Source organism: Streptomyces cavernae (assembly GCF_004023625.1).
GTDB classification, from domain to species: domain Bacteria; phylum Actinomycetota; class Actinomycetes; order Streptomycetales; family Streptomycetaceae; genus Streptomyces; species Streptomyces cavernae.
The window spans coordinates 1-13230 of record NZ_RPDJ01000092.1; the positions used below are offsets into that span (position 1 = coordinate 1).

Annotated in this window: 13 protein-coding genes; 9 read left to right on the forward strand and 4 right to left on the reverse strand. The window is 70.7% G+C overall.

Going from position 1 to position 13230, the window contains the following annotated elements; genetic code table 11:
• The 3 genes from EF387_RS45740 to leuE form a co-directional block, all read left to right on the forward strand.
• A partial coding sequence (locus EF387_RS45740; RefSeq protein WP_155589849.1) for a methylmalonyl-CoA mutase family protein occupies window positions 1–161 on the forward strand: 161 nt, incomplete at its 5' end.
• A gap of 98 nt (window positions 162–259) precedes the next feature.
• Window positions 260–832: a Uma2 family endonuclease gene (locus tag EF387_RS45745; protein ID WP_128382495.1), complete on the forward strand. Its 573-nt coding sequence runs from the start codon at window positions 260–262 to the stop codon at window positions 830–832.
• A 60-nt stretch (window positions 833–892) separates the two neighbouring features.
• Window positions 893–1543, forward strand: a complete 651-nt coding sequence (leuE, locus tag EF387_RS45750; protein WP_128382487.1) for a leucine efflux protein LeuE — start codon at window positions 893–895, stop codon at window positions 1541–1543.
• A 66-nt stretch (window positions 1544–1609) separates the two neighbouring features.
• Here leuE and EF387_RS45755 read toward each other — a convergent pair whose 3' ends face one another.
• Window positions 1610–3064 (reverse strand): FAD-dependent oxidoreductase, encoded by a 1455-nt coding sequence (locus EF387_RS45755; RefSeq protein ID WP_128382488.1) that lies wholly within the window; start codon window positions 3062–3064, stop codon window positions 1610–1612.
• Between the two features lie 70 nt (window positions 3065–3134).
• Here EF387_RS45755 and EF387_RS45760 point away from each other — a divergent pair, with 70 nt between their 5' ends.
• The gene (locus EF387_RS45760) at window positions 3135–3809 is read left to right on the forward strand and encodes a TetR/AcrR family transcriptional regulator C-terminal domain-containing protein (RefSeq protein WP_128382489.1); all 675 of its coding nucleotides are present in this window, start codon (window positions 3135–3137) and stop codon (window positions 3807–3809) included.
• Window positions 3806–3964, forward strand: a complete 159-nt coding sequence (locus tag EF387_RS47000; protein ID WP_155589850.1) for a hypothetical protein — start codon at window positions 3806–3808, stop codon at window positions 3962–3964. The genes EF387_RS45760 and EF387_RS47000 overlap by 4 nt, the downstream gene beginning before the upstream one ends.
• Before the next feature lie 111 nt (window positions 3965–4075).
• Here EF387_RS47000 and EF387_RS45765 read toward each other — a convergent pair whose 3' ends face one another.
• Genes EF387_RS45765 through EF387_RS45775 form a run of 3 tightly spaced genes read right to left on the reverse strand, consistent with a single transcriptional unit; the run spans window position 4076 to window position 7655 of the window.
• Window positions 4076–5323 carry an acyltransferase family protein gene (locus EF387_RS45765; protein WP_128382490.1) on the reverse strand — a complete coding sequence of 416 codons (1248 nt, stop codon included), beginning with the start codon at window positions 5321–5323 and terminating at the stop codon, window positions 4076–4078.
• Entirely contained in the window at window positions 5320–6681 is a 1362-nt protein-coding gene (locus EF387_RS45770; protein ID WP_128382491.1) for a polysialyltransferase family glycosyltransferase, read from the reverse strand. Before EF387_RS45770 ends, EF387_RS45765 begins: the two co-directional genes overlap by 4 nt.
• Window positions 6678–7655: a glycosyltransferase family 2 protein gene (locus EF387_RS45775; protein WP_128382492.1), complete on the reverse strand. Its 978-nt coding sequence runs from the start codon at window positions 7653–7655 to the stop codon at window positions 6678–6680. Before EF387_RS45775 ends, EF387_RS45770 begins: the two co-directional genes overlap by 4 nt.
• Window positions 7656–7853: 198 nt before the next feature.
• Here EF387_RS45775 and EF387_RS45780 point away from each other — a divergent pair, with 198 nt between their 5' ends.
• The 4 genes from EF387_RS45780 to EF387_RS45800 all read left to right on the forward strand — a co-directional run bounded on the left by EF387_RS45780 (window position 7854) and on the right by EF387_RS45800 (window position 13116).
• Entirely contained in the window at window positions 7854–9245 is a 1392-nt protein-coding gene (locus EF387_RS45780; protein ID WP_128382493.1) for a DUF6716 putative glycosyltransferase, read from the forward strand.
• A 26-nt stretch (window positions 9246–9271) separates the two neighbouring features.
• A complete protein-coding gene (locus EF387_RS45785; protein ID WP_128382494.1) occupies window positions 9272–10486 on the forward strand; it encodes an acylneuraminate cytidylyltransferase in 1215 nt (404 codons plus the stop codon).
• 14 nt (window positions 10487–10500) lie between these two features.
• Entirely contained in the window at window positions 10501–11448 is a 948-nt protein-coding gene (locus EF387_RS45790; RefSeq protein WP_420802712.1) for an N-acetylneuraminate synthase family protein, read from the forward strand.
• 660 nt (window positions 11449–12108) lie between these two features.
• A complete protein-coding gene (locus tag EF387_RS45800) occupies window positions 12109–13116 on the forward strand; it encodes a hypothetical protein (RefSeq protein ID WP_238432093.1) in 1008 nt (335 codons plus the stop codon).
• Window positions 13117–13230: the final 114 nt, after the last annotated feature.

The window sequence follows — 13230 nt, forward strand, 5'->3', positions numbered from 1 at the left end:
CGGTGGACGCGGCGCTGGCGGACCTGAAGAAGGCGGCGGAGGGCACCGACAACGTCCTCTACCCGATGAAGGACGCCCTGCGGGCGCGGGCGACCGTGGGCGAGGTGTGCAACGCGCTACGGGAGGTTTGGGGGACTTATGTGCCCTCGGATGCGTTCTGATCGGGCAGTTAGCCCGTAAGGGTGATCGGGGGCGGAAAGGGCACGTCGCCGGATACGCTCGTGGAGAGTGCTCCTAGAAGGAGGATGCCGTGGCTGTGATGCAGGACGAGATGACGATCGCTGAAGCCGCAGATCGTGTCTCCAGCTGGCTGCCCGGGCACCGCGTGGAGATCCTCATGGGGAGCATGATCGTGACGCCGCCGGCTGATGGTGCACACGTTTTGTCGCTGACTTGGCTCATGGGCGAGTTCCATGACGCGAGGGCACGGCAAGCGGGTGTCAGGTATGGGCAGGCAATCGGCCTGTGGTTGTCTTCCGGACCGGATGACTACGCGATTCCGGACTTCGCGGTCGTCGACGCCGACTTCATGGACGCCGATGTTCGGAAGAACTGCTACGCAGCGAACATCTTCCGGCTCGTGCTGGAGGTGACCTCCAGCAACTGGTCGGACGACAGGATCACCAAGGCCGAGTGCTACGCGCTCTCAGGTATCCCGGCGTACGTCGTCGTGGACCGCAATCACGACGAGGTTCTCGTTCACACCGAGCCGGAGGGCGCCAAGTACCAGCGCATCACGCCCTACAAGCGCGGAGCCACGTTCCCGTTGCCCAGCTGTGTCGGTGTCGCCCTGGAACTCTCGGTCGACCGCCTCCTCGACGGCGACGACTGACCGTCCCACCCTCCGAAACCCGAAGGCGGAGTGTCACACCCCCGTGCGACACTCCGCCTCATGCTCGGTGTCATCGATCTGCCCACGTATCTCGCCGGACTGATCCTGATCGTCCTGCTCCCCGGCCCGAACTCCCTCTACGTGCTCTCCGTCGCCGCCCGCCGAGGCGTCCGCAGCGGGTACACCGCCGCGGCCGGGGTCTGGTGCGGTGACACCGTCCTGATGACCCTGTCCGCGGCCGGGGTCGCCTCGCTGCTCCAGACCAACGCCGTGCTGTTCGGGGTCGTCAAGTACGCGGGCGCCGGGTATCTGAGCTGGCTCGCGGTCGGGATGCTGCGGGCCGCGTGGGGCATGTGGCGGACCCGGCGGGAGCGGACCGAGGAGTCGGGGACGCAGGCCGTGGCGGGGGAGGAACGGCCCTTCCGTCGGGCCTTCGTCGTCAGCCTGCTCAACCCCAAGGCGATCCTGTTCTTCGTCGCCTTCTTCGTGCAGTTCGTCGACCCCGACTACGCGTACCCGGCACTGTCCTTCGTCGTCCTGGGCGTCCTCGCCCAGATCGCCAGCGTCCTCTACCTCACCGCTCTGATATTCAGCGGAACCCGGCTGGCCGCGGCCTTCCGCAGGCGCAGGCGGCTGTCCGCGGGGGCCACCTCGGCCGTCGGGGTGCTCTTCCTCGGGTTCGCGGTGAAGCTGTCGCTCGCCGGGGCCTGAGCGCCTGCGTGCCGGAGCGGCTCGGCGGCTGGCGGTCCGCCGCGATGGGTCGGTCCTGAGCCGGATTCAGGGGGACACGCGAGAGCCTGGGGCGCCGATCACCCGGGCTGTGTAACCGGTCAGCCCGTCCGCCGTCGCCCCCGCCCAGCCCACGTAACCGTCCGGCCGGACGAGGAACACCCCGGCGCCGTACGCCTCGTACGGCGGGATGCGGACGACATGCACGCGCTCCGGAGCCGGTGCGGGCAGCTCCGCCTCCGTACCCACCGCCAGCAACGTCCAGTGCGGCCCCCGGAAGGCATCGAAGAGGCGCAAGCCACCGCGCCGCCCGTCCGGGGCCCGGTCGCCCGCGTGCAACGCATCCTCCGGCAACCCGGTGCGGGTCTCCACGGCCAGTGACGAGCCCCGGTAGCCCAGCCGCAGTTGCCCGGTCGCCTCGCCGCGCCGGACCTGCCCGCGGTGCACCTTCGTGGACAGCCCGAGCGCCTCGGCCGCGACGGGCAGCCGCTCCTCCTCGTACGAGTCCAGCAGCGCCTCCGCCGCCCCCTCGCGAAGTACCGCGGCCAGCTTCCAGCCCAGGTTGTACGCGTCCTGGACGCTGGTGTTGAGGCCCTGACCGCCGGCCGGGGAGTGGACGTGGGCGGCGTCGCCCGAGAGGAAGACCCGGCCCGCCCGGAAGCGGTCCGCCATCGCGGCGCGCGGCCGGAAGTCGGAGGCCCAGCGGACCTCCGTCACGGCGTCGGCCGGGAGGTGGGTGCGCGTGGCGACCAGCTTGCGGATGCCCTCCAGTGAGAGGTCGGGCACGGCTGTCCCGTCCTCGAAGTTCGCCACCAGCTGGAAGTCCTCGACGCCGGCGAGCGGCCAGAGCACCAGGAAGCCCGCACCGTCGGCGGGCGGGAAGACATGCAGGTTCTCGCGATCGAGGCCGGTGACGCGGACGTCCGCCACGAGCGTCGGGTTCGGGTCCACCGTCTCCCCGGTCATCCCGATGCCGAGCAGCCGCCGTACGGTCGAGCGTCCGCCGTCGGCGGCCACGGCGTACCGGGCCCGTACGGGGGCGCCGGTGGTGAAGGTCGCGGTCACCGCTTCCGCGTCCTGCGTGAGCCCGGTGAGTTCCCGCCCGAACGCGACACCTCCGCCCAGGGTGCGCAGCCTCTCGTGGAGGATCTCCTGGGTGCGCCACTGGGGGACCATCCACGGTCCGGCGTAGGGAGCCGCCTCGGTCGGGGGCACCTCGTCGAACATCCGGTGCTCGCCCCGCCGTTCGCCGTTCTGCCAGATGACCCCCACCTGGTAGGAGCCGCCGTGGGCGCGGATCGCGTCCAGCACGCCCAGATCGTCGAAGACCTCCATGGTCCGCGGCTGGATGCCCTTGCCGCGTGAACCGGGGAAGAGGCGGCCGGCCCGCTCGACAAGGAGGCAGCGCACGCCACGCCGGGCCAGATCGCAGGCGAGGACGAGCCCGGTGGGGCCCGCACCCACGATGAGCACATCCGTTTCCTTAACAGTGTTAAATTCCATAGGGAGAGCATGCCCTTAACGTTGTTAAGCTGTCAATCGGGAAAGTTCGGCGGCCCGATAGGTTGGCGCCGTGAGTACGGAACGCAAGACGCCCAGGCTGGACCGCAAACGGGTCGCGGACACGGCCCTGGGACTCCTGAACGAGGTCGGCCTGGAAGGGCTGACGCTGCGTGCCATCGCCAGGGAGCTGGACGTCAAGGCGCCCGCCCTGTACTGGCACTTCAAGGACAAACAGGCGCTGCTGGACGAGATGGCGACGGAGATGATGCGGCGGATGACGGCCGACTACGTGGCGCACTATGCGTCGCACCCGCCGCCGGACGACTGGCGCGAGGCGCTCGCCGCGTCCATGCGCGGACTGCGCGAGCATCTGCTGCGCTACCGCGACGGCGCCAAGGTGTACAGCGGAACGCACTTCACGGACACCTCGTACGCCGCGCCGATGGAACAGCGGCTGCGGCCGCTCATGGCGGCGGGTTTCACCCCGGCGCAGGCGGCCCGCGCCGGGCACATCGCGTACAGCTACACGATCGGCTACGTCATCGAGGAGCAGGCCATGGGCCCCGATCCGCGCAGCGGTGAGGAGGGCTACGACCTGGCGGCCCGCGCCGACCGCCTCGCGGAGTACCCGCTCGCCGCCGAGGCCGGCTGGGAGATCTTCCAGGACCACGACCGCGGTTTCGAGGAGGGCCTGGCGGCGGTCATCGCGGGCATCGAGGCGACGATGCGGGGGAGCGGGGGATGACCGGGGAGAACCAGCACCGCGAGCTGACCGACTTCGTCACCGACCCCGCCGCCCGCCGCGAACTCGCCCGCCGCATAGAGGAGATCGCCGACCTCGTGGGCGAGGCCGACGACATTCTCGGCGAGATCCTGCACGGGGTGCGGCGGGACGAATGACCCGACGCACCCCAACCGCGGTGCGCCGACTGCCATGGGCCAACCCCCGGGTGGGTCAACTGCCGCACCCCAACCGTGGTGCGCCGACTGCCGTGGGTAAACCGTGGTGGGTCAACCGCGGCGCTGCGTCAGCGCCTTGCGGATCCGCGGAGTCAGCGGCTCCTCCACCAGCTTGTTGAGCAGCCAGGCCAGGACCAGCATCGTCAGGACCGTCAGACCGAGGGTCGCGTAGGACGGGATGTTCCAGGTCTGGTGGTACAGCTTGATGACGACCCAGCCGAGGTGCTCGTGCACCAGGTAGAAGGGGTACGTCAGCGCGCCCGCGACGGTCAGCCAGCGCCAGTTCGCCCAGTTCAGCCAGCCGAGCGCGATCGCGGCGACGGCAACGAAGCCGAAGGTGACGACGACCATGATCCCGAGCGACGAACGGTAGGAGAAGAACTCCGGGTTGGGCGCGTGCCACAGCCGGTCCACGGCGTTGTACTGGCCGATCAGCCAGCTCACCACCACGATGCCCCAGGCGTACACGTCACGCCGGTCGCGGTGCACCAGGTACAGGCCGATGCCACCGATGAAGTACGGCGCGTACTCGGGCATCAGCACCAGGTCGAGCACGGGCATCCGCGCGCCCTGGGCGATCGTCGCGGCCAGCGTCCAGCACGCGCAGAACAGGATGATGCGCTGCCGGTTCGCCCCTGGCAACACGATGAACAGGGCGAACAAAGCGTAGAAACGCAGCTCCACCCAGAGCGTCCAGTCCACGCCGAGGACCCGGTGCGAGCCCAGTGGTTCCTGGAGCATGGTCATGTTGACCAGCGCCTCGCTCGGCGAGACGGCCGCGTACGTCACCGCGGGCAGGGCGAACACGGCCGTCACGAGGATGACCGCCACCCAGTACGCGGGCATGAGCCGGGAGACGCGCGAGGCGAAGAACGAGCGCAGGGGGCGCCCCCAGCCGCTCATGCAGATCACGAAGCCGCTGATCACGAAGAAGATCTGCACACCCAGCGGGCCGTACGCGAACCACTCGTGCAGCGTGGGGAACTGCGTCTTCGGTGAGGTGCCCCAGGCCTCGGAGATCTCGCCGCCGCGGCCCCCGTAGTGGTAGGCCGCGACCATCAGTGCGGCGACCAGCCGCAAACCGTCGAGCGCACGCAGCCGGGGTGCGTGCGCCCGGGGCACCAGGCGGGGCGGAGCGCCGGCCGTCCCCTCGCCGGCCGGCGCCGCTTCCCGCGCCCCGGGGTCGTGCTTCTGCGCCGTGATGTCGTGTTTCCGCGCCGTTATGTCGTGCTTCTGCGTCGCGGTGCCGTCCGCCGCCGGGGTGGAGTCCGGCGGCGGTGCCTGCACAGGTGCGTTCATCCGATGGTGGCCCTCTTCAATGAGCGTGCGCGGCGCGCGACTCGGCGTACGGCCGCGTTCCGCGGAATGAACGCCAGCTGCGCCGGGACCGCGCCGGGCAGCGCCAGCGAGGTCAGTCGGCGGCGCTTGAAGTAGCGCCAGGTGTGGGTGGTGAGACTGCGCGACAGATACCGCTCGGCGGTCGGTCGCAGATCGGGGTAGATCTTGGACTGCATCGCGTAACCGACGGTCCGCACCAACTCGTTGAGGTCCGCCACGGTCAGGCCCGGCCGCTGTTCCTCGACCGCCGCACGGTCGGTCAGCAGGGGCAGCATGGCGTCCACGACGGTGACGGGGATGCGGTTGCTGTTCTCGTAGGGGGTGAGGCGCTCCAGGAGTGTCTCGGTGCCGATGCGGGCGACCGGGAGACCGTAGAACGCGGACGCGGTGAGCAGAGCGGTGGAGAAGCAGCCGACCACCAGCGCGGGCCGCATCCGCTGGTAGAGCACCTCGGCGAGGACCGGGGTGTCGAGGACGGTGAGGTCGGCGCCGAGCTTGACGGCCTCCTTCTCCAGGGCGCGCGACCAGCGGGCCGGCGCCGAGGGGTGCGGCTTGAACACCACACGGGTATGGCCGAGTTGCACCGCGCCCCGCAACATCCTGACGTGGAGGTCCTCCTCCTCCTCGGCGGTGATGATGCCGAGTGCGGACAGGTACTGGCCGAGCAGGAGCGCCGGTTCGGCGATGTCGGCCAACTCGGCCAACTCGGCCGACTCAGCCGTCTCCGCACCCGTGTCGACGAGTTCCGCGAGCACCTTGGTGAAGGCGTCCGTCGGCACGATCTCCGGCGCCACGCCGAACTCGGTGAGCAGCAGGGGTGTCAGGCCCGGCACCAGATCCAGGTGCAGCAGGCGGTCGATGCGGGTTCCGACCAGCGGGTCGATCTTGTTGCGGGTGGGGCCGTAGCTCATCAGGCCGTCGGCGTAGACGGTGACGGGGGCCCCGTTGAAGATCTGGCACACCCCGAGAGCCGGGTTCACCTGGATCGACTCCACGACCAGCTCGACGGGGTCGTCGCCGAGGTTCCAGGAGAGCCGCAGATACCGTTCCCACAGTGGGACGTCGTCCGGGCGCGGGGTCCAACCGCCGGGGTGGAAGGGGGAGATGGTCGCGTTCCAGGACAGCACGTCGTCGAAGCGGCCCCGCAACCGCTCGAAGCCCGGCATCTCGTCGATGGCGGGCGTGGTCTCCGGCGTGGCGGAGTTGTTGCACACGAGGAGGATGCGCCGGTCCGCCGGGGCGAAGCACTTGGCGTCCAGGGCGGCCGCCAGGGTCGCGGCACCGTAGAGCGTCGAGGCCAGGAAGATCTGCGTCGTCACGCGGCCACTCCCGCGCCCCCGGGACGGCGCCGCAGCCGGCGCAGCCGCGTCGCACGCTGGACGTCCATCGAGTCGAGCGCGTCGTCGAGCACGTCCTGCGGCATGCGCCGCAGCGCGACGGCACTCATGGACTTCAGTTTCCGCGCCACGGGCGGTTCGAACCTTTCGATGGTTCCCAGATGATGGGAAATGATCGCACAATATGTCCGTACGGCCTTCGGGAGGAGTTTGTCCGCCTCCGGGTCCTCGGCGGTTTCCTGTACGACCTGGTCGAATGCCCGAATGAAATCGAGCTGCCGCACATCGCCGATCTGTGTCAGGGAAGACGCTACCCCGCGCCGGTAAAAGACGCCCAACAACCCCACCACACCGAAGGAATCGGCCTCCCGGTGCAGCTTCCAGATCCAGGGCCGGTCCTCCGCGGTGCGCAGCCCGTCGGTGAAGTGCAGCAGGCCCCGGTCGACCAGCCGGCGGTGGTAGATGCCGGCCCAGGCATAGGCGTAGTCCACGGAGGTGGAGCGGTCGGCGGGCAGGATCACATCGCGCGGGCGCATCACGACACCGCGCCGGCCGTGCGGAACCCGGTGCACCGAGCGGGCCCGCGCGGTGCACTGCACATGGTCGGTGCGTACGAAATCACACCCCAACTCCTCGATGGCGGAGAGGAGTTGGGGGTAGTAGCCGGGGGCGAGCCAGTCGTCCCCGTCCAGGAACGTGAGGTACTCGCCGCGTGCCTTGTCGATCCCGGTGTTGCGTGCGGTCGCCAGCCCCCCGTTCTTGTCGTGTCTGACATACACCGCGCCCGGGAGCTCGCGCTCGGCGCGCGCGAGGATGCCCGGGGTCTCGTCGCGCGAGCAGTCGTCGACGAGAATGAATTCGAAGTCCTCGCGCGCGTTGGCGCGGAGGCTCTTCAGGGTGTCGGGCGCGTATTGCTGCACGTTGTAGAACGGCACGATGACGGAGAGCTTGACCACGCCTGTGACGTTAGGCGGCGGCCCGGCATTCGTCTTGACCGGTGGTGAGATGGAAGGTGAACGACGCGTGGCGGAATGGTGAACCAGGCTTTTTTTCGGGTCGATCCCGGCCTGATTCGCCATTCGTCGACGTGCTGTTAACCGTTTGTTGTATTCGGGTTGGGCGGATCCTCGGAATCGCTTCCTAGCGTCGACGACGTGCCAAGTACCTCGAAGTCCCCGCGGGTTGCGGTTCTCGCGGATTCCGACACCCGGTGGAAATGGGGCTCGCTCACCGCGAAGCGCATCGTCTCCGCCGAAAACCACGAATCCGCCGAAGCCACCGAAGCCGCCGAATCCGCTGAAGCCGCCGAATCCGCTGAAGCCGCCGAATCGGCCGAAGCGGACATCCGGCTCGACGGCTTCCTGCTGCGCGGCCGGGCCACCCCCACCGCACGGCAGTTGCAGGAGGTCGGCGTCCGCGCGGACTCCCTGCGCGAGGTGACCGCGGTCGAGTTCCTGCGGACGATGGGCCGCGAGGACAGCGACTACGACGTCGTCGTCCTCGCCCTGGTCGGCGGCGGCGTCCAGGCGATGCTGCACGGCCTCGCCCGGGTGTGGCAGGGGCGTGCCCGGCGGCCCGTGGTCGTCACCGGCTACGTCGGCGTCGTCTACGAGAAGCTCGCCGACGGACTGCTGCTGCGGCACGGCGCGGACCTGGTGCTCGCCAACTCCCGCCAGGACGCGGACCGTTTCCGCGCGGTGTACGAGGGAGTGGGCGCGGACGCCTCCTCGGTCACGGAGGTGGCCCTGCCGTTCCTCGGCGGCACGCCGTACGAGAAGCACGACCCCTACACCGTCGTCTTCGCCGCGCAGCCCTCCGTCCCGGACGGCCGCGCGGACCGCACGTACCTGCTGAACCGGCTGGTGCAGCACGCCCGGCTGCACCCGGACCGCGAGGTACTGCTGAAGCTGCGCTCCAAGCCGGGCGAACACACCACGCACATCGAGGAGTTGCCCTACCAGAAGCTGGCCCAGCGGCTGGACCTGCCGGCCAACTTCCGCCTGGTCTACGGGCACATGGGCGAGGTCCTCGACCGCACCGACCTGCTGGTCACGGTCAGCTCCACGGCCGCCCTGGAGTCCCTGCATCGCCGTGTCCCGACGGTCGTCCTCACCGACCTCGGCGTCCGCGAGGCCCTCGGCAACCACCACTTCGTCGGCTCCGGCTGCCTGGCCTCCTGGGACCAGCTCGACGCCGGTCACCAGCCCACGCCCGACCCGGAGTGGGTGGCCCGGCAGGGCGTCGCCGCCGACGGATCGTACGAGACCGCGTTCGACGCGGCCCGCGCACGGATCGCCGGTCTGCTGGCCGCCGCCGAACTGCCGCCCCTGACCCCGTACTACACACCCGTCACCGCCCCCGGCTACCTGCCCCGCATCCTCGCCCGCCACCACCTCGGCCCGGACGGCAGCCCGCTGCCCGGAGCGCCCGCCTCCGACAAGGAACCGAGCCCGGTACGGCAGATCGTCCGCCGGGCGGCCCGCGGCGCCTACCGCCACGGGGTGCAGCGCGTGGCGCCCGTCATCCGGCGGATGGGGGAGCTGTGAGCAACCCACGTCAAGGAGTACAGCCCATGTCCAACTCACCGGCGGGGGTGCACCGCGTGCTCGCCGTGATCCCCGCGCGCGGCGGCTCCAAGGGCGTCCCCGCAAAGAACCTGGCCCCCGTCGGCGGCGTTCCGCTGGTGGCCCGCGCCGTTCGCGAGTGCCGGGCGACCCGGCTCGTCACCGACGTCGTCGTCTCGACCGACGACCAGGCCATCGCGGCCGTCGCCCGCGAGGCCGGCGCGGAGGTCGTGCTGCGTCCCGCGACGATCGCCGGGGACACCGCCACCTCCGAAGCGGCCGTCCTGCACGCGATGGACACCCACGAGGCCCTGCACGGCGCGCCCGTCGACGCGGTGCTCCTCGTACAGTGCACCAGCCCCTTCCTCGTCCGGGAGGACATCGAGGGCGTGGCCGCCGCCGTCGTCGAGAACGGCGCGGACACGGCGGTGACGGTGGCCCCCTTCCACGGTTTCGTCTGGCGGGACGCCGACGACGAGGGCGGACACGGCGTCAACCACGACAAGTCGTTCCGCCCGCGCCGCCAGGACCGCCCGCAGGACCTGCTGGAGACCGGCGCCGCCTACGCGATGAACGCGGCGGGCTTCCGCGAGCACCAGCACCGCTTCTTCGGCCGCACGGAACTCGTGCGCACCGACCCCGCGCGCGTGCTGGAGATCGACGACCCGCACGACCTCTCCAGGGCCCGCGCACTCGCGCCCCTCTTCGACGCGAACCGGCCCGGTGCGCTGCCGACCGCCGACGACATCGACGCGGTCGTACTCGACTTCGACGGCACCCAGACCGACGACAGGGTGCTGATCGACTCCGAAGGACGGGAGTTCGTCTCCGTGCACCGCGGGGACGGCCTCGGTGTCGCGGCCCTCCGCAGGAGCGGCCGCTTCAAGATGCTGATCCTGTCCACGGAACAGAACCCGGTGGTCGCCGCCCGCGCCCGGAAACTGCGGATTCCGGTCCTGCACGGCATCGACCGGAAGGACCTCGCACTCAAGCAGTGGTGCGAGGAGCAGGGCATCGCGCCGGAGCGCGTGCTCTATGTCGGCAACGACGTGAACGACCTCCCGTGCTTCGCCCTCGTGGGCTGGCCCGTGGCGGTCGCGAGCGCCCACGACGTCGTGCGCGGCGCCGCACGCGCGGTCACCACCGTCCCCGGCGGCGACGGCGCGATCCGAGAGATCGCCGGCTGGATCCTCGGCCCTTCTCTCGACTCCCTCGACAGTTAAGGAAATTCCCAGTCATGAGCATTGTGAGCTCCAGCTTCCGCACCCGTAGCTTCGGTTCGCGCACCGCCGGCCCCGGTCACCCCGTCTACGTCTGCGGCGAGATCGGCATCAACCACAATGGCGAGCTCGAGAACGCCTTCAAGCTGATCGACGCGGCCGCCGAGGCCGGCTGCGACGCGGTGAAGTTCCAGAAGCGCACCCCGGAGATCTGCACCCCGCGCGACCAGTGGGACATCGAGCGCGACACCCCCTGGGGCCGGATGACCTACATCGACTACCGCCACCGCGTGGAGTTCGGCGAGGACGAGTACCGTCAGATCGACGAGTACTGCAAGACCAAGAACATCGACTGGTTCGCCTCCCCGTGGGACACCGAGGCCGTCGCCTTCCTGGAGAAGTTCGACGTTCCCGCCCACAAGGTGGCCTCGGCCTCCCTCACGGACGACGAGCTGCTGCGCGCACTGCGTGCCACCGGCCGCACGATCATCCTGTCCACCGGCATGTCGACCCCGAAGCAGATCCGCCACGCGGTCGAGGTCCTGGGCAGCGACAACATCCTCCTGTGCCACGCCACGTCGACCTACCCGGCGAAGGCGGAGGAGCTGAACCTGCGTGTGATCAACACGCTGCAGGCCGAGTACCCGAACGTGCCGATCGGTTACTCCGGCCACGAGACGGGTCTGCAGACCACGCTCGCCGCCGTCGCCCTCGGCGCCACCTTCGTCGAGCGCCACATCACCCTCGACCGCGCCATGTGGGGCTCCGACCAGGCCGCCTCCGTGGAGCCGGGGGGCCTGACGCGTCTGGTCCGCGACATCCGCACCATCGAGGCCTCCCTCGGTGACGGCATCAAGAAGGTCTACGACTCCGAGCTCGGCCCCATGAAGAAGCTGCGCCGCGTCGCCGGTGTCGTCGCCGAGGCGGAGATCGCCGCCGCCGCGGGCGAGCCGGTCACGGTCTGACGCTCCGACCCAGGAAGCGACGGTCCTACGTCGATGAGTCCTCGCGCCGGTACCCGCCCCGGCTCCCCCCACACGCTCGCCTTCGTGGAGAGCCCGGTCCAACTCCTCAACGTCCTGGAGTGGGCCCACGCCCACGCGCAGCGGGGCGCGGCTTCAGCTGCGACCAATGGGACCGGTGGGACCAGTGGGACCGGTGGGACCGGTGGGACCGGGGGCACTGGCCGGACCGCTGGGACCACCTTGGGGGCGGCTGGGGCCGGTGAGGCCGCGGTAGGTGGGGCGGGTGCTGGTCGCGGCGACGCGACCGGTGCTCGCGAGGCAAACGGCGCGGGGCAGTCTGGTGCTGGTGGTGCTGGTGGTGCTGGTGGTGCTGGTGGTGGTGGTGCGGGGAAGGCCTCTGGTATCGGTGAGGCGTCCGACCGGCCGTCCGCCGAAGGGTCCGGCACCGCCTCCGCCGCGACTGCGGACGTCGCCACGGCACCGAATGCCGCCGCGTCGTCGTCCGTCGATGCGGCGCTGGCTGCCGCCCCGGAGTCGACTGGCGAACCGGAGTCGACTGGCGAACCGGCGCCGACTGGCGACCCGACAGGGTCGGCCGCCCCGGCGCCGCCCGCCGACGACCTTGCGTCGTCCGCCGGCCCGGGGCCGACCACCGACCCGGTGCTGCCCGCCGCCGGGGGGCGGAACCTTCCTCCCGAGCGGTCCGGGGACGGGGTCACCCTCGTCGTGCTGTCGCCCAACGACCCCATGACCCGCGGTCAGCTCCGGCGCATGGCGGAGCTGGCTCGGGGTGAGGGGTTCCACGTGCGTTGGGAGGAGGCGCGGGGTGGGACCACCGCGCCGTTCCACACCGTCCTGGGGCTCACCCCGTTACTGCGCAGGGCGCGGCGGATCGTGATGGGCGACCCATTCTCGCGCTACGTACAGCTGCTCCTGACGATCACCCGGGCCCGGGAACTGGTCGTGGTCGACGACGGCACCGCGACCATGGAGTTCGTCTCCCAGCTGGCCCGCGGCGAACGCCTGGTGCGCTGGCACCGGCGCGGCGGTCGGCCAGGCGCGCGCGACCTGCTTTTCGCGCCGGTTTCCGCCTCCGCGCGCCGCCGCCTCACGCCGAGTGAACGCCGCAGCGTCGAGGTCTTCTCGTCCATGCCGATCGAGGAGACCCCCGAAGGCGTCACCGTCACGGCCAACGACTTCGCCTGGACGCGCGCCCGCTTCGGCCCGCCCCGGCTCACCAAGGGCGCGGACCTGGTCGGCACCTCCCTCGTGGAGACCGGCGTGGTGGACCCCGACCGCTACCTGGAGGCGGTCATGTCCCTGGCCCGCGCCCACAACGCCACCCGCTACTTCGCGCACCGCCGCGAGAGCGCCGAGAAACTGCACCGCCTGGCCGTGGAGACCGGCCTGGAGATCGTCCGCCCCGACCTCCCCCTGGAACTGATCGCCCGCCGGGGCCCCATCGGCCGTACGATCCTCAGCTTCCCCTCCACCGTCGTCCACACCCTCCCGCTGGCCCTGGCCGGCACGGACGTGAAGGTGGCGGTCTGCGACATCGACCCCGACTGGCTCACCCGGACCGCCTCCCCCCGCGCCCAGGGCTTCCTCTCGGACGTCACCGGTACGGCCCGCGACGTGCACAAGCTCTCGGCGGTCACATCGGCGTAGGACGGCCGCCCCCGGCGTGCCGCCCCCCGGTGCCCCGGGACCAGGCATGCCGCCCCCGCGTGGCGCTCCCAGGCATGCCCCCTCGCGCCACGCCCGGCGTGTCGCGCCCGGCCT